This is a genomic window from Bradyrhizobium sp. 18BD, from assembly GCF_054185225.1.
Map to the genome: position 1 here is coordinate 133,137 of NZ_JAVAYL010000013.1, position 17,225 is coordinate 150,361.

The 17,225-nt window shown below is 62.5% G+C and carries 12 protein-coding genes and 1 pseudogene; 9 read left to right on the forward strand and 4 right to left on the reverse strand.

Annotation, left to right across the window (positions count from 1 at the left end; all coding sequences use genetic code 11):
• Positions 1-38: 38 nt before the first annotated feature.
• Together RAD16_RS23580 and RAD16_RS23585 are read right to left on the reverse strand one after the other, a co-directional pair.
• Positions 39-494 (reverse strand): hypothetical protein, encoded by a 456-nt coding sequence (locus RAD16_RS23580; protein WP_458160238.1) that lies wholly within the window; start codon positions 492-494, stop codon positions 39-41.
• Positions 495-769: 275 nt separating this feature from the next.
• Entirely contained in the window at positions 770-1,585 is an 816-nt protein-coding gene (locus tag RAD16_RS23585; protein ID WP_458160239.1) for a hypothetical protein, read from the reverse strand.
• 204 nt (positions 1,586-1,789) lie between these two features.
• Between RAD16_RS23585 and RAD16_RS23590 the strand changes: the two genes are divergently transcribed.
• On the forward strand, positions 1,790-3,721 hold the full coding sequence (locus RAD16_RS23590) for a hypothetical protein (RefSeq protein WP_458160240.1): 1,932 nt from the start codon (positions 1,790-1,792) through the stop codon (positions 3,719-3,721).
• Between the two features lie 114 nt (positions 3,722-3,835).
• Here RAD16_RS23590 and RAD16_RS23595 read toward each other — a convergent pair whose 3' ends face one another.
• Positions 3,836-4,579: an SDR family NAD(P)-dependent oxidoreductase gene (locus tag RAD16_RS23595; RefSeq protein WP_458160241.1), complete on the reverse strand. Its 744-nt coding sequence runs from the start codon at positions 4,577-4,579 to the stop codon at positions 3,836-3,838.
• Positions 4,580-4,720: 141 nt separating this feature from the next.
• Here RAD16_RS23595 and RAD16_RS23600 point away from each other — a divergent pair, with 141 nt between their 5' ends.
• The 5 genes and pseudogenes from RAD16_RS23600 to RAD16_RS23620 all read left to right on the forward strand — a co-directional run bounded on the left by RAD16_RS23600 (position 4,721) and on the right by RAD16_RS23620 (position 11,065).
• Positions 4,721-5,491 (forward strand): methyltransferase domain-containing protein, encoded by a 771-nt coding sequence (locus RAD16_RS23600; RefSeq protein WP_458160242.1) that lies wholly within the window; start codon positions 4,721-4,723, stop codon positions 5,489-5,491.
• A gap of 209 nt (positions 5,492-5,700) precedes the next feature.
• Positions 5,701-6,705, forward strand: coding sequence for a DctP family TRAP transporter solute-binding subunit (locus tag RAD16_RS23605; RefSeq protein WP_458160243.1), 1,005 nt, complete (start codon positions 5,701-5,703; stop codon positions 6,703-6,705).
• 262 nt (positions 6,706-6,967) lie between these two features.
• Positions 6,968-7,312, forward strand: a pseudogene (locus tag RAD16_RS23610) (TRAP transporter small permease); the annotation flags it as partial.
• Between the two features lie 240 nt (positions 7,313-7,552).
• A complete protein-coding gene (locus RAD16_RS23615; RefSeq protein WP_458160346.1) occupies positions 7,553-8,836 on the forward strand; it encodes a TRAP transporter large permease in 1,284 nt (427 codons plus the stop codon).
• A 300-nt stretch (positions 8,837-9,136) separates the two neighbouring features.
• On the forward strand, positions 9,137-11,065 hold the full coding sequence (locus RAD16_RS23620) for an alkyl/aryl-sulfatase (RefSeq protein WP_458160244.1): 1,929 nt from the start codon (positions 9,137-9,139) through the stop codon (positions 11,063-11,065).
• Positions 11,066-11,278: 213 nt separating this feature from the next.
• Here the strand turns inward: RAD16_RS23620 and RAD16_RS23625 are convergent, their stop codons facing one another.
• Positions 11,279-12,349, reverse strand: coding sequence for a glycosyltransferase family 4 protein (locus RAD16_RS23625; protein ID WP_458160245.1), 1,071 nt, complete (start codon positions 12,347-12,349; stop codon positions 11,279-11,281).
• A gap of 278 nt (positions 12,350-12,627) precedes the next feature.
• On the opposite strand from RAD16_RS23625, the gene RAD16_RS23630 reads away from it, so the two are divergent.
• Genes RAD16_RS23630 through RAD16_RS23640 form a run of 3 tightly spaced genes read left to right on the forward strand, consistent with a single transcriptional unit; the run spans position 12,628 to position 17,213 of the window.
• Complete coding sequence (locus RAD16_RS23630; protein WP_458160246.1) at positions 12,628-14,391, forward strand: ABC transporter ATP-binding protein; 1,764 nt, start codon at positions 12,628-12,630, stop codon at positions 14,389-14,391.
• A 58-nt stretch (positions 14,392-14,449) separates the two neighbouring features.
• Positions 14,450-16,654 carry an amylo-alpha-1,6-glucosidase gene (locus tag RAD16_RS23635; protein ID WP_458160247.1) on the forward strand — a complete coding sequence of 735 codons (2,205 nt, stop codon included), beginning with the start codon at positions 14,450-14,452 and terminating at the stop codon, positions 16,652-16,654.
• Between the two features lie 22 nt (positions 16,655-16,676).
• Positions 16,677-17,213, forward strand: coding sequence for a PRC-barrel domain-containing protein (locus RAD16_RS23640; protein ID WP_458160248.1), 537 nt, complete (start codon positions 16,677-16,679; stop codon positions 17,211-17,213).
• Positions 17,214-17,225: the final 12 nt, after the last annotated feature.

A 17,225-nucleotide genomic window follows, 5' to 3' on the forward strand; every position in this document is an offset into this window, starting at 1 on the left:
GAACGGAGGACGGCGGCAAGCCGTCCTCCCAATCTTCGCTACCAGTAGCCGGCGTAGCTGCCGGAGGGCGAGCAATAGTCGCTGCTATAACTGTAATACGACACGGACGGATAGCTGTAGCCATAGCTGTAGGCGGGATAGCCGCCATAGTAGCCACCGTAGTAGCCGCCGCCATAACCTCCGTAATAGGCGCTCCGCGCAATCGCCCCGCCGACGACGGCACCGGCGACGCCGTATCCGAGGCCGCGATAGCCGTAGCCGCGATAGCCGTAACCTCCGCGATAGCCCCAGCCGCCGCGGTAGCCCCACCCGACGCCGCGATAGCCGTAGCCACGCCAGCCGCCGCGCCATTGCACTTCAGTCGTGGCCGGCTCGACCATCGATTTCATCGCCGACAGATGCGTGGGGATCGGCCCGGCCTGGGCGCCGGTGCCGAGCAGCAGAACGCCGGCTCCGGCAAGAACGAGGGTACGCAAACACTTCGCGGAGGTCATGATCGAGCAACTCCCTGCTGGCGGGCGGCGCCTTCTGCGCGGCCATCGCGCATATTCCGGGATGGCGCCGCCGCGGCGGGCTTGATCTAGATCAAGCACATGGGGGCGCGGAGGACGCCCGCAGCCGCACGATGGGGAGGGCCCTTGCGAAACCCATGATGTTTCACCCCCGGATGCTGTCGATGGGTTTCGCTTCGCTCTACCCATCCTACTGGCTGCGGCCGTAGGACGTCGGATGATAAGCGAATGCGTCGCATGAGCGGTCAATAGATGCCTTACGGCGACGTGCACATTCGCGACAGTCGGGCGAGCGTCGCATTCGAGCACCAAGGAAAATGAATCTTCGAAATCAACGTCTTTGGTCTGGAACGCTCCAACGCCATCTTCTGAAGCTCGGGAAACGCCTCCATTGCAATCGCAGAGAATTTGTCCTCTTCAACGACAACAGCCTTCGTCTCAGGCGTTAAATAGAATCTGCGAACGACTACTGTCGCCTCGTGTGATGCGATCGAGGCGGTTGCCAAACGCACCTGGAGACACGTCGAAAGTTCAACGAGGTCTTTCTTCGCAAGTTCATTCCCTAATGGGAAAGAAAATCGACCCGCGCCGGCACTCTGTATCCCAAACTGGTTCGGTCCACGCTCCTCATGCAGCAGTTTGATTTCTTGAGTGATAACCTCCTTCTCTTTCACCGAGGTGGCTTTGAAGTCGGTTTGAAATCGAGCAAGGACTTGGCCGGTTTTTTCGCAATCGTATCCTTTGACGTCTGCGACAAAATAGAAGGTGACATCAAGGATTGCAGCAGTGCGTGTTCCGGTATTGATCAATCCGATGGACGTTGGCTTCGCGTCCGTCGTCAGGCGGCCTGGCACGGTCTTGAAAGCAAGCGGCGCGTCCTTAAGAACAACATTGACTTCGTCAGCGACGTAAAGTTGCTCGCGAAACGCCGTGGCTGCTGAAATCAGGAACGCGCAAACGGAAATGACAAGGGCCACCTTGTCCTTCAGCGACAGGCGCTTGCTCTCTCTTTCGGCTATTCTCGCAGCGTCAGCGGCCTTGCGCTTCTCGTAAGACTCCCGCGCTTGATTCAAGCTCAGCCCCTCATCCCCACTGGCGCTCGCATATTGCGCTACGCATACGGTACACTTCAAGCATGAAAGCCGCCCTGCGGGCGCGCTCTACCCCTCCTGGATGCTTTCGAAGTTTTGTTGCCGCATCTCGTTCGATCTCGTTGAGGTTGCTTCGCAAGCAAATTACACTGTTTCAGCGCTTTTCGCGCGATGAAAGGAAACAGGATGCCGGCGGAGGTTGGGATTCTTCTGGTGCACGGTATCGGGACACAAAATCGCGGCGAAACGCTCGTCACTTATGGCGAGCCGCTGTTCAAAACAATAAAGGGAGGGGTCGAGCTTCCTGGATCTGAGGTGGTCGAGGGACCTGATCCCAAGACCCGTGAAAAGACATCTGAAGATGAATCTCCAGCCTCTTCCCCAAAAGTCGGGCGGGTCCGGCTGTTGGACTCGTTTTTAAGTCCTCTCATCAATGACGTGCCGAATCGCCTGGTGCCTCCGCACGTCCAGCTTTCCATAACGAACTCGGATGACCCCGGCGAGGTGCCCATCAAGTGGGTGATGGCAGAGTGCCACTGGGCAACGTCGTTTCCCGCCCCGAATGCCCGGAAGGTCACGCTATGGATCATGAGAGTTCTGCCTTGGGTATGCGTGACTTTTGTGTCGCGGCGCCTTCAGATTGCAATCAAAGCAACGCGGTCCGCGTTGGCGGCGCCAGGGTCTCGCCCTCTTGAAATTGCAAGACTAGGTGCGGGCGGCTTATTGCCGGCCTTGTGTTTGCCGCTGATCACTCCGCTCGTCGTAATCTTCGAGTTGTGTCTTGCGGGCTTGCTGATCGTGCAGCTCGTCCCGCTCAAGATTGTTCAAGATATCGTGGTTCGAATTAACGCGGCGATTTCATCGGTGCTTGGTGACTCGTTCATTTTTACCTCGAGCGCGTTTCGACAGCAGGCAGTCGTCTCGAAATTGCTGCGGGATATCGATTGGCTGGAAACGACTTTCGAGTGCAAACGGATCGTCGTGATGGCTCATTCCCAGGGGGCGGCAATCGCCTACCTGGCTCTGCGCCAGCGCGAACTCAGCAGCGTCAAGCTTCTCATCACGTTCGGCGCCGGTATCCTCAAGCTACATCAACTCAGCGGGGAGGAGGGGGGATATCGGACTATGGGGCTGAGTATCCCGATCTTCGTCAGCGGCGTGATGATGCTCTTGCTAGGATACAACCTCCTTTCGGAGCCTGGCTGGTTTGAGACTTTTTTGGCAGGCTTCGCCGCCCTCGCATACTTGGTCATGGCAGCGTTCTTTGCTTCGAGCGACTACTCTGCGGAGATCCTTGACGCTTCAGATGATCTGGCGAGGAAGAACATAAAGTGGGTAGATATCTTCGCGACGCTGGACCCTGTGCCGAATGGGCCGATCTTCATAACTCCGAACGAAAATATTGAGAGTATCGAAGTCTGCAACTCATCATCACTGATTGGGGATCATACGTCGTACGATCTCAACCGAGATGTTTTCTTTCCATATGTCGTCAGCGCAATCGCACGGTCTGTTGAAACCAATGTTTCGTTGAATCCTCTTGACCCAGCCAAGCTGTCATTGTTTCAGGCCGGTCGGCGCGTCAGGATTAGTTCGGAGAAGCTCGATCACTTGCTGTTGCTGCTAGCATTGGCCGGAGTTTTGTTTCATCGAGAAGCAGTTATAGCGGCCGGTGACTGGCTGAGTGGGTGGATCAACTATGCTTGTCACACTGCTGCCGACGTCGGCCATTGCTGGCCGTTCGCCGCCAGCGCAACCGGGCTTGGAATTACGTTGTGTTCCTACATGTTTCTAAGACTGTCCGTGCAGGCGATTGCGGCCCTCTCCCACCATTTTAGCGAGATGAGGGAAGTTCGCTTTCTGTCTATCGGCATTTTCTTCGGAGCTGTTCGCCATTTTCTGGCGTGTATAAGCTTGTCTTTCGTTGCACTTCTCTATTTCTCGCAAATCGTTCCTCCCTTCAGTTGGAGTCCGAACCCAAGCCGTTTCGTTCAGGCGTATATGATCGGTAACATTGCCACGATCCCCCTCGCGTTCCTCGATGCGTATCGTATGCGGCGAATACGGAAAGCTGGAAAGCGAGACGGTCGCCGCAAAGACAGTGATGGGTCGGACTGACAGGCAGTCGGACCGGTCAAACACACGCCAGTCCCTTGAGAAAGGAAGGGGCGTGAAGCGGCCCGCTGACGGCTTGCTGCCGCAGCGCTACATTCCACTGGGCTGGTGCCCCCCTCAGAACTGATACCGCCTCAGCCCCCCATCCACCGGGATCACCGTGCCCGTGATGTACCGCGCCACCGGTGACGCCAAAAACACCGCGAGCGCCGCGAGGTCCTCCGGCTCGCCCCAATAGCCGACCGGGATCTCTTCCTCCGCAAAGCGCTCTCGATAATCCGGCGGGTAGTTGCGGCGGATCTGCTCGCTCATGATGCGGCCGGGCGGGATGCAGTTGATGGTGATGCCGTGCTCGCCGATCTCGCGCGACAGGCCCTTGGCCCAGGCGTGCACGGCGGCCTTGGCGGCGAAGGCGGCGTTGAGGCCTTCGGGCTCGGACTTGCCGGTGATGTTGACGATGCGGCCCCATTTGCGCTCGATCATCTGCGGCAGCAGCGCATGGGCGATGCGGCGGTAGCTGGTGAAGTTGAGCGCGATCGCCTCGTCCCATTTGCTGTCGGGCGCATCGACCGGCAGCGGGCGGCTGCCGCCGGCATTGTTGATGAGGATGTCGACATGGCCGAGCTCCTTCAACGCGAAGGCTGCGATCTTTTCGGCTGCGTCCTTGGCCATCACATCCTGCGCGAGCGGCGTGATCAGGCCGCCGCCGACCTCTTTCACCAGCTCGGCGAGCAGGTCGGTGCGCCGTGCCACGCCGACGACGCGCACGCCTTCGGCAGCCAAGCCCTTGGCGATGGCGCGGCCGATGCCGATGCTCGCGCCTGTCACGACAGCGGTTTTGGATTTGAGCCCGAGGTCCATGGTCACGCTCTCTTGTTTGCTTTTGCTTGTTGTCGTTCGTTTCCTGCCCGTCCCGCAGGCTTTGCGAATTGCCTGAGCGGGACGAGCAGTGGTAACCAGAAGCGCCGGTGAAGGAAACACGAAAAAGAAAAGGCTTGAACGATGGTGTGGGATCCGCAGCAATATCTGAAATTCTCCGGCCATCGGCTCCGGCCTGCCGTCGATCTGTTGATGCGGATTCCGGATCTGGGCCCGCGCACCATCGCCGACCTCGGCGCCGGTGCCGGCAATGTCACCAAGCTGATTAGGGAGCGCTGGCCGGATGCGACCGTGACCGGCGTGGAAGGCTCGGCCGAGATGGTCGCGGCGGGGCGGAAGGCGGCGCCTGATGTGGAGTGGTCACACGAGGACCTCGGCCATTGGCGTCCCGCGAAGCAATATGATGTCGTCTATTCCAATGCCGCACTGCACTGGTTGCCCAATCATGCGGCACTGTTTCCGTCGGTGATGGAGAAGGTGACGCCCGGCGGCGTGCTCGCGGTGCAGATGCCGCGCAACTTCCTGGCGCCGTCGCATGTGCTGATCGGCGAGACCGCGCTGGACGGACCGTGGCGGTCCAAGGTCGAGCATCTCGTCACGCCGCCGCCGGTCGAGGGGCCGGCCTTCTATCATGATCTGCTTGCTCCGATGTCGTCCAATGTCGACATCTGGGAGACCGAATATCTCCAGGTGCTCGAAGGCGAAAACCCCGTGAAGGAATGGACCAAGGGGACCTGGCTGACGCGCTATCTCGACATTCTGCAGGGCGACGAGAAGGCGGCGTTCGAGGCGGCCTATGGTGCGCGCGTCGCGAAAGCCTATCCCAAGAACGCCGCGGGGCAGACGCTGTTTCCGTTCCGGCGTCTGTTCATGGTTGCCCAGCGCAAGGGCTGATGGCATTGCCGCAATGCGACATAAGCGCTCGCTTCCGGGGACGGGAGCGTGCGCCGGGTTGCGCATTCTGCAGCCGTCAAGATAGCTTGGCTGCGGCAAATTGGGCTTAGGTCTAGTTGTTCGGGTGGCGGATTGCTGCCACTACTGACGGCGCACAACAAAGCAAAACAAAAAGACCCGGTTTCCGAGGGTTATTGGGGAGGTCCTTCATGCGCAAACTGCTTCTCGCGGTCGCTGCGGCCGCGTTCGCTCTTGCCCCTGCTGCCGTTGCCCAGGCCCAAAGTCCGATCATCATCAAGTTCAGCCACGTCGTCGCCAACGACACCCCGAAGGGGAAGGGCGCGCTGAAGTTCAAGGAACTCGCCGAGAAGTACACCGACGGCAAGGTCAAGATCGAAGTCTATCCGAACTCCTCGCTCTACAAGGACAAGGAGGAGATCGAGGCGCTCCAGCTTGGTTCGGTGCAGATGCTGGCGCCTTCGACCGCGAAATTCGCCCCGCTCGGCATCAAGGAATTCGAAGCGCTCGATCTGCCCTGGCTGTTCAAGGACGATGCGACCTATTCCAGCGCGATGAAGGGCACGGTCGGCAAATGGCTGTTCCAGAAACTGGAAGCCAAGGGCATCACCGGCCTCGCTTACTGGGATAACGGCTTCCACATGGTGTCGTCGAACCGCGCGCTGATGAAGCCGGAGGATTTCAAGGGCCTGAAATTCCGCATCTCCGGCTCGAAGATCGCCGACCAGTATTTCCGCCTGCTCGGCTCGATCCCGCAGATCATGGCGTTCTCGGAAGTCTACCAGGCGCTGCAAACCGGCGTGGTCGACGGCTGCGAGAACACCGCCTCCAACTACCTGACGCAGAAGTTCTACGAGGTGCAGAAGGACATCACCGTGTCCTATCACGCGCATCTGCAATACGCCGTCATCGTCAACTCGAAATTCTGGTCCGGCCTGCCGCCCGACATCCGCGCCCAGCTCGAGAAGGCGATGAACGAGGCGACCGACTACACCAATCTGATCGCGCATCAGGAGAACGAGGATGCGCTCGCCGAGATCAAGAAGACGGGCAAGACCCAGTTGCATTATCTGAGCGACGCTGACCGCAAGGCGTGGCAGGAGGCGATGCGGCCGACTTATACTTGGGCCAAGGGCCGGGTCGGGCAGGAAGTGCTCGATCTCGTCGCCAAGGAACTCGACGTCAAGATGAACTGACGCGGTTTCCGGGAGAATGATACCAACGGTCGGGAGTGCGAGCACTCCCGACCGTTTCGCATATCGATAGGGGGACTTTGATTTGCTTCGCGTGCTCAATCAGGCGCTCAACCATCTCGAAGAATGGTTGATCGCGACGCTCATCGCGGCTGCAACCGGCTTGATCTTCATCGCGGTGGTGCACCGTTACGGGGCAGGCGAATCGATCGCGCTCTCGAGGTGGGCGGCCGCGCACGGAATGACCTGGCTCGCGTCGCTGTCGATGGCGGTGTTCACCTTCCTGTCCGAGCTCGATCTGTCCTGGGCGCAGGAACTCTGCATCTACATGTTCATCTGGATGGCGAAGTTCGGCGCGGCCTATGGCGTGCGCACCGGCATCCATGTCGGCGTCGACCTGCTCGTCAACCGCCTGCCCGAACATTCGCGCAAGCACGTGATCCTGTTCGCGCTGCTGTGCGGCGCGCTGTTCACCGGCATGATCGCCGCCTTCGGCGCCTCCTTCGTCAGCGAGATGTTCAAGACCGGCCAGCAGTCGAACGACCTCGAAGCGCCGATGTGGTTCGTGTATCTCGCGATCCCGCTCGGCTCGGGTCTGATGTGCTTCCGCTTCCTGCAGGTCTCATGGGCCTATTACTGGACCGGGGAGCTGCCGCATCACGACGAGGCCCATGTCGAGGGCGTTGAGGCCGACGGCTCGCCCGCGCTGCATCCGCAGCCCGCCGGCGCGGCCACCCGCGCGGCTGCGCGAAAAGTGTCGCCGCTCGGCGTTATCCTGATCATGGCGCCGATCCTGATCTTCACGATGTGCCTTGCCGAGAAGTTCGGGGTGCTGGTGCTGCCGAACTGGATGCGCGCCACGACCGTGTTCGCGCTGCTGATCGCGCTGATGCTGACCGGCATCCCGGTCTCGATCGCGCTCGGCCTCACCGTGATGACGTTCCTGTTCACGCTGACCACGGTGCCGATCGAAGCCGTCTCGATGAAGCTCTTCACGGGCATCGAGGGTTTCGAGATCATGGCGATCCCGTTCTTCATCCTCGCCGGCAATTTCCTCACCCATGGCGGCGTCGCGCGCCGCATGATCAATTTCGCGACCTCGCTGATCGGCCATTGGTATGGCGGCCTGGGCCTTGCCGGCATCGTCGCCTGCGCGATGTTCGCGCTGGTCTGCGGCTCGAGCGTCGCGACCGTGGCGGCGATCGGCGCCATCGTGCTGCCCGAGATGGTGCGCCACGGCTATCCGATGCGCTTCGGCGCCGGCATCATCACCGTTGCCGGCTCGCTCGGCATCCTGATGCTGCCGTCGATCCCGAAGATCGTCTACGCGGTCTCGACCAACACCTCGATCGGCGCGCTGTTCGTCGCGGGCCTGCTCCCCGGCATCATGCTGACGACGATGCTCTGCATCGTCACCTGGTGGCTGGCGCGCAAGCGCGATTATCCGCGGTTGCCGAAGGCGAGCTGGGGCGAGACCGTCCGCACCTTCCGCGAGAGCATCTGGGGCTTGATGCTGGTCGTCATCATCATCGGCGGCATCTATAGCGGCCTCTTCACCGCGACCGAGGCCGCCGCCATGGCCGCGGTCTACTCCTTCGTCATCGCGGTGTTCGTCTACAAGGCGATCAAGATTGCGGACGTGCCGCGGGTGCTGCTGCGCGCCGCCAACACCAGTGCGATGCTGCTCTACATCGTCACCAACGCGGTGCTGTTCTCCTTCGTGCTCTCCAACGAGAATTTACCGGCAACGCTCGCCGACTGGATCGCGGCGCAGAATCTCGGCTGGGTCGGCTTCCTCCTGGTGGTCAACATCCTGTTGCTGCTCGCCGGCAACTTCATGGAGCCGAACTCGATCATCCTGATCATGGCGCCAATTCTGGCGCCGGCGGCCAAGAAGCTCGGCATCGACCTCGTCCATTTCGGCATCGTCATGGACGTCAACATGGAGGTCGGCCTCTGCCATCCGCCTGTCGGCCTGAACCTCTACGTCGCCTCGATGATAGCGCGAATGCGCATCACCGATCTCGCGGTCGCAGTGATGCCGTGGCTGGTCACCATGCTCGGTTTCCTCGTCGTCGTGACGTATTGGCCGGATTTGACGCTGTGGCTGCCGCGGGTGCTCGGGATGCATTGAGCCGGCATAGTCGGTGGATCCTGTCCCCTTGCGGGAGAGGGTGGCTCGCCGCGCAGCGGCGAGACGGGTGAGGGGTATCTATCCTCACGAACAGTCTTGCGAGTGGAGAGAGACCCCTCATCCGGCGCCATAGCCGAAGCTTTGCTTCGGCGTTCTCTTAAGAACGGCCGCCGAAGGTGGCCTATGCCACCTTCTCCCGCAAGGGGAGAAGGGAAGGGCACCTGTGCTGTCTCCGCCGCCGATGGCATTCCCTCGCGAGATGCGGTTAGATGCCGCGCATCAGGCCGGGAGGAAACAAACATGACTGAACCCAGCAGCGAGCCGAAGGACGCAACGCCGTCCGTCATCGCGCAGCAAACGGCGATGCTGAATGCGCTGCCGTTTTCCGACACACGGGATTTCGACGATGCCGCGCGCGGCTTCCTCGGCACCATCGAGAATGCCGAGATCACCAACCCGCAAGGGCGCACAGTCTGGAGCCTGAAGCCCTACGGCTTCCTGTCGGCCGCGCAGGCGCCGTCCACCGTCAATCCCAGCCTGTGGCGGCAGGCGCGGCTCAACATGCATCATGGCTTGTTCGAGGTCGTGCCCGGCGTCTATCAGGTGCGCGGGCTCGACATCGCCAACATGACGCTGATCGAGGGCGACAGCGGCGTCATCGTCGTGGACACCCTGACCTCGATCGAAGGCGCGCGTGCCGCGCTGGACCTCTATTACAAGCACCGCGGCTTGAAGCCGGTCGCGGCCGTCATCTTCACGCATACCCATACCGACCACTGGGGCGGCGCGCGCGGCGTGCAGGAGGAGGACGCGCTGGCGACGGGGCGCGTGCCGATCATCGCGCCGAACCTGTTCATGGAGCATGCCGTCTCCGAGAACATCATCGCGGGTCCCGCGATGCTGCGCCGGGCGCAATACCAGTTCGGGCCGTTCCTTGCGAAGGGCGTCCGCGGGCAGGTCGACAACGGACTTGGCAAGTCGATGGCCGCGGGCGGCGTCGCGCTGCTGCGCCCGACAGATCTGATCATCGCGACCGGCGACAAGCGCGTCATCGACGGCGTCGAATTCGAATTCCAGATGGCGCCGAACAGCGAAGCGCCGGCGGAGATGCATTTCTTCATCCCGCGCTACAAGCTTCTGAACCTCGCGGAGAACTGCACGCATAATTTCCACAATCTGCTGCCGTTCCGCGGCGCCGACGTGCGTGACGCGCTGGCGTGGTCGAAATATCTGGGCGAGGCCTTGCAGCTCTGGGACGGCAAGGCGGAGGCGATGTGCGGCCAGCATCACTGGCCGGTGTGGGGCCGCGATCGCATCGGCACGATGATCCGGCAGCAGCGCGACCTCTACAAGTTCGCGCACGACCAGACCATCCGCCTGATGAACCATGGCCTCACCGCGACCGAGATCGCCGAGACGATCCAGCTGCCAAAGAGCCTCGACGACGCCTGGCACGGCCGCGGCTATTACGGCCATATCAGGCACAATGTGAAGGCGATCTACCAGAAGTATCTCGGCTGGTACGACGCCAACCCGGTCAATCTCGACCCGCTACCGCCGGTGGAGTCCGGAAAGAAATATGTCGAATACATGGGCGGCGCCGACGCCATTCTCGCGCGCGCCCGCGCGGACTTCGACAAGGGTGAATTCCGCTTCATCGCGCAGGCGCTCAGCCATCTCGTCTTTGCCGAGCCTGACAATGCGGCGGCGCGCGCGCTGCTGGCCGATACGCTGGAGCAGCTCGGCTATGCCGCCGAGAGCTCGACCTGGCGCAACGCCTATCTGTTCGGCGCCCAGGAATTACGCCAGGGCATGCCAAAAACCCCGGCGCGCCCGCCGATGCCGCGCGAGACGCTGGCCGCGCTGCGCACCTCGCAGCTCTGGAACGTGCTCGGCATCCGCCTCAACGGGCCGAAGGCGGAGGGCAAGCACATCGTGCTGAACTGGAATTTCTCGGATACCGGCGAGACCTTCGTACTCAATCTGGAGAATTGCGCGCTCACCTACACGGAAGGTGTGCAGGCGGAGACCGCCGACGCCAGCTTCACGCTGGCGCGGGCAACGCTGGACGAGGTGATCGCGAAGCTGACGAGCTTTCCGGAAGCGGTCGCCGCTGGAAAGGTCAGGCTATCCGGCAACCCGATGCGGCTCGCCGAGCTGATGGGCCTGATGGACGAGTTTCCGCGGATGTTCGAGATCGTGGAGCCGAAGCGGGCGGTGGTGGTGTAGGGGGCTCTTTGCGTCGTTGTGAGCGAAGCTCTCTCTGCGTCGTCATTGCGAGGAGCGCTTGCGACGAAGCAATCCAGAAACTTGCCGCGGAGACAGTCTGGATTGCTTCGCTGCGCTCGCAATGACGTGTTGATAGAGTGGGGTGCAACATGCACAGCTGTCGTCCCGGATCCATGCTTCGCTTGTCCGGGACGACACCTTGGGTGGGACTGCTTACTCCGCGCTGCTCACCAGCTTGATCCGCGGCTCGGTGGCCTCGGTCAGGCTGCGATACGCCGCGAGATAGTCCAGCGCCATCCGCCGCGCGGTGAAGCGCTTCTCGAACTGCTTGCGGATCGCGGTGCGGTCCAACTGCGCGAGGCGGTTGACCACACCGGCGGCGCTGAGGATGTCCTCGACCACGAAGCCGGTGAGGCCCTCGTCGATGATCTCAGGCACCGAGCCGCGGTTGAAGGCCACCACCGGCGTGCCGCAGGCCATGGCTTCGATCATCACCAAGCCGAACGGCTCCGGCCAGTCGATCGGCAGCAGCAGGCCGAGCGCGCCGCTGAGGAAGTCCGACTTCTCGTGATCGCTGATCTCGCCGATGAAGTCGACCAGCGGGTTGTTCTGGATCATCGGCTTGATCAGCTCGTCGTAATAATCCTGGTCGGCGCGATCGACCTTGGCCGCGATCTTCAGCGGGATGCCGCAATGGGTCGCGATCTTGATGGCGCGATCGACGCCCTTCTCGGGCGCGATGCGGCCGAGCACGGCGAGATATTCCTGTTTCGCCGGCTTCGGCGTCAGCAGATTCTCCGGCAGGCCGTGATGGATGGTCGTGACCCAGTTTGCCTGCGGCACCGGCCTGCGCTGTGCGTTGGAGATCGAGATGACCGGCATCTCAGAGAAGGTATTGAAGACCGGCTGATGCTCCGGCAGATCGAGCCGGCCATGCAGCGTGGTCACGAACGGGGTCGGCTGCCGGTAGAACAGCGACCACGGATAATAGTCGAGATGGAAGTGGAGGAAGTCAAACTCCTCGTCGTCACATTTCTGCCGCACGCGCTCCAGCAACACCATATGCAGCGCGTTGGGATCCCGTACGGAACCGTCGAGGCGAAGCGCCCGCGGCCATAATGCGTCCAGCTTCGCCGACGTCTGCGAGTCGCCGCTGGCGAACAGCGTCACGTCGTGTCCCAGGGCCACCAACTCTTCCGTCAACCAATGCACCACCCGCTCGGTGCCGCCATACAGCTTGGGTGGAACAGCCTCCGTCAACGGAGCTACCTGCGCGATGCGCATCTCACCATCTCCTCTGCGATCATTGAACGTTGAAACCCCCAGCGTGCACGGCACCGGCAATGCCAGCCAAGGGAACGTTTCCGCAGTTGCGAAGTTCCTCTCAACAAACGTTACTTATTGGACACATCTCGCACCTGTCTCGATGCTGCCATCACCTCTTCGCAGATCGTCCGCATCCGCATGTCGTGATGAGCTTGCCCGGGAACCGAGGCGAAGCGGTCGATGTTCAGTCGACCAGCAAGAACAATTCAAATCATCACGACGGGGTCGAGTGTCACATGGATCATCTTTCTGGATACGCGCGCAGGCCATTTGCCTTTGTCTTGCGCTATCTTCGGCGGCGGCTGGCGTCGCATCTGGTGATCTTGGGCGCTGTCGTCGCAGCCGTTGCCTGCTCCGTAGGCACGCAATACGGCGTCAAATCGCTGGTCGACAGTTTGTCTGCGGGAACCTCGCATGGTGGTAGCGTATGGCTGGCATTCATTCTGCTCATGTCGCTGATCGCCGCCGACAATTTCCTGTGGCGCATCGCAAGCTGGACAGCGAGCTTTACCTTCGTTCGTGTCACGGGCGATTTACGCCGTGACATATTTCGTCATCTGACCGGTCATGCGCCGAGCTATTTCTCCGACCGCATGCCAGGCATGCTGACGAGCCGGATTACCGCCACATCCAACGCCGTGTTCACGGTCGAGAACATGTTCGTCTGGAACGTATTGCCGCCGTGCATTGCCACAATTGCGGCAATTGCGCTGATTGGAACCGTCAGTCCTTATATGGCGCTCGGCTTGATGGTCATTGCGGGCGGCATGGTGGTGGCCATGTTCCATCTGGCTGCTGCCGGCAAGCCGCTGCATGACGACTTCGCCGACAAGGCCGCGGCCGTCGACGGCGAAATGATCGACGTCATCAGCAACATGCCGCTGGTCCGCGCCTTCTGCGGCATCGGCCATGAGCACGAACGTTTCGACGCGACGGTTAACCGGGAACTGACCGCACGAAGCCGCAGTCTGCGCTATCTGGAAAAGCTGCGGCTGTTTCATGCCGCCGTGACAGTCCTGTTGACCATTGCTCTGATGGCTTGGGCGGTCACGCTCTGGCAGAACGGCGAGGCGACCACCGGTGACGTCGTGCTGGTCTGTACGCTCGGCATTTCCATCCTGAGCGCGACGCGCGATCTCGCCGTGGCGCTGGTCGATGTCACCCAGCATGTGGCGCGCCTGACAGAGGCGATCGCGACGCTGCTGATCCCGCACGAGCTGCGCGATCACCCCGAGGCGGAGCCGCTGGTGAAGACCGGTGCGGCGATCGCGTATAACAATGTCACCTTCGGCTATCCCGGCGGCGACAAGATTTTCGAGCGCTTCAGCCTGCGCCTGCAGCCCGGCCAGCGCGTCGGCCTGGTCGGTGCGTCCGGCGGCGGCAAGTCGACACTGTTCACGCTGCTCCAGCGCTTCTATGATGTTGACGAGGGCAGCGTGACCGTGGACGGCCAGGACATCTCGATGGTGACGCAGCAGAGCCTGCGCGAGGCCATCTCGGTGGTGCCGCAGGACATTTCCCTGTTTCATCGCTCGATCCGCGAGAATATCCGCTATGGCCGCCCCAACGCGACCGACGACGAGGTGCTGCGCGCGGCGATCGCGGCGCGCTGCGATTTCATCGACAGTCTGCCCGAGGGCCTCGACACCATGGTCGGCGACCGCGGTGTGAAAATGTCCGGCGGCCAGCGCCAGCGCATCGCGATCGCGCGCGCCTTCCTGAAGGACGCCCCGATCCTGCTGCTGGACGAGGCCACGGCGGCGCTCGACAGCGAATCCGAGGAGGCGATCCGCGAGGCGCTGTCGCGTCTGATGCGTGGCCGCACCGTGATCGCGATCGCGCATCGGCTGGCGACGCTGCGCAATTTCGACCGCGTGATCGTGCTGAAGCATGGCAAGATCATCGAGGACGGTGCGCCCGACCGCCTGATGCAGGGGCACGGTCCTTACCGTGAGCTGGTTACGCAGGAGATGAGCCGGCTCGCGAAGTTCGCAGCGTAAACCCAACCGTCGCGTTCGCGTTGGTCGCGTTTCGAAACAAGGCGCAGGGGAGCAGCTCATGGCAGCCGAAGCCGTCACCCAGATCATTTCCATGTCGCAGACGGTGGAGGCCGTCGCGGAGCAGACCTTCTACATCCCGATGACGGGGCCCGCCGCGCGTCCGCGGCGGTCCCTCAAGCACGACGACACTTTCATCGTGCTCGACAGCCATGGCGACATCGGCGCCTCGGCCGGCGGGCCGGACGGGCTGTTTCACCACGACACGCGCTATCTGGCGCGGCTGGAGCTGGTGCTCGACGATCTGCAGCCGCTGCTGCTCGGCTCGAACCTGCGCGACGACAATTCGGCGCTGACCGTGGATCTCACCAATCCCGACATCTATCGCCAGGGCCGCCTCGTCTTCCAGAAGGATCTGCTGCACATCGTGCGCACGATCTTCCTCTGGCGCGGCACGGCGTATCAGCGCATCGGCGTGCAGAATCATGGCGAGCAGCGCGCCAGCTTCGAGCTGACGCTGCTGTTCGACAGCGATTTCGCCGATTTGTTCGAGGTCCGCGGCGAGCGGCGCCCGCGCCGCGGCTCCGGCACGAGCAAGCTGCTCGGGCCGACCGACGTGCTGTTCGAATATCGCGGCCTCGACGATGCCGAGCGCTCGACAGGGCTGCATTTCGATCCGCGGCCGACGCGGCTGTCGGTGAACGCCGCGGCCTGGCAGGTCGAGCTCGATCCGCATGAATCGAAGTCGCTGTTCGTGGCCGTGTCCTGCAACCGCCCGGTCGCGGAGAAGCCGGCGCGCTTCTTCAGGGGCCTCTTGGCCCACCGCCGCGAGATGCGGCAATCGACCATCGGCGCGGCCAGCATCGAGACCTCCAACAACATCTTCAACGAGGTGCTGTGCCAGGCCATGGCCGACCTCAATATGCTGATGACGGAGACGCCGCAGGGCCGCTATCCCTATGCCGGCATTCCCTGGTACTCGACGACGTTCGGCCGCGACGGGCTGATCACCGCGCTGCAGATGCTGTGGGTCGACCCGCGCGTCGCCAAGGGCGTGCTCAGGCGGCTCGCGCATTTCCAGGCCAAGGCCGTCGATCCGCTGGCCGATGCTGCGCCGGGAAAGATCCTGCACGAAATGCGCGGCGGCGAGATGGCGGCGCTCCGCGAGGTGCCGTTCTCGCAATATTACGGCAGCGTCGATTCCACCGCCTTGTTCATCCTGCTGGCCGGCAGCTATTTCGAGCGCACCGGCGACGAACAGACCTTGATCGAGCTGTGGCCCGCCATCGAGGCGGGGCTGGCCTGGATCGACGGTCCCGGCGATCCGGATCAGGATGGCTTCGTCGAATATCAGCGCGCAACGGAGAAGGGGCTGGCCAACCAGGGCTGGAAGGATTCCTACGACGCGATCTTCCATGCCGACGGCCAGCTTGCGGAAGGCAATATCGCGCTCGCCGAGGTCCAGGGCTACGTCTACGCCGCCAAGCAGCTCGCCGCGCGTTGCGCGCTGCGGCTTGGCAAGCCGGACCGCGTGCGCAAGCTCGAGGCCGAAGCCAGGGCGCTCGCCGAGCGCTTCGAGCAGGCGTTCTGGTGCGAGGAGCTCGGCACCTATGCGCTCGCGCTCGACGGCAGGAAGCGGCCGTGCAAGGTGCGGACCTCGAATGCCGGGCAGGTGCTGTTCAGCGGCATGATCCGCGAGGATCGCGCGCGATTGGTCGCCGCCGATCTCATGCGGCCGCATTTCTTCTCGGGCTGGGGTATTCGCACCGTCGCGCAGACCGAGGTGCGCTACAATCCGATGTCGTATCATGACGGTTCGGTTTGGCCGCACGACAACGCGCTGATCGCCCTTGGCCTTGCGCGCTATGGGCTCAAGCATTCGGTCGCGCATGTCTTCAAGGGCCTGTTCGATGCCGCGACCTATATGGATCTGCGGCGGCTGCCGGAATTGTTCTGCGGCTTCCGGCGCGAGAAGCGGCGCGGTCCGACGCTCTATCCTGTCGCTTGCGCGCCGCAGGCCTGGGCCAGCGCCACGCCCTTCACCCTGCTGGAGGCGGCGCTCGGCCTCGAATTCGACGTCGCGCGCGGCGAGATCCGCCTGCGCAATCCGCATCTGCCGGCGTTCCTACACGAGGTGATCTTGCACGATCTGCGCCTCGGCGAATCCAGCGTGGATCTGCGCGTCAGCCGCCACGGTGACGACGTTGCGCTCGAAGTGTTGCGCACGCGCGGCCAGATCCAGGTGTCGATCGTGCTGGCGCGCTGACGGCGCCGGCGAGGAGGGTACCATGCGTACGATCGGAGCGGTGGTCCTGAGCATGGCGATCGCAGCCAGCCTGTCGGTCGCGGTATCACGCGCGGCGGAGGAGCAGCCCGCGGTCGTCCCAACTGCGCCGCCAAGCGAAGCGAATGCGCCGGCCACGGTGCAGCCGCCGGCCTCGACCGTGCCGGTGACCCCGAAGGATGCCGCGCCGCCGCCGTCGGTGACGATCATCGGTGCCAGCGACGCCCACGGCGTGCTCGGTCGCGACGTGCGCAGCGCCGCGGACGAGGACATGGGCCGCATTGTCGACGTCATCGTCGATCGGAGCGGGCATGTGCGCGCCGCCGTGATCGATTTCGGCGGTTTCCTCGGCGTCGGCAGCCGCAAGATCGTGGTGGACTGGAACGCGATGCGGTTCGGCAAGATTGCCAACAAGAAGGACAGCATCACGCTGGAATTGACCAAGGCGCAGGTTGCCGCCGCGCCCGAGTACAAGGAAGACACGCCGATGGTCGTGTTAGGTGCGTCCGGCAGCCTGCAACCGCTGCAAGCGATACAGTGAGGCGTGGGGAGG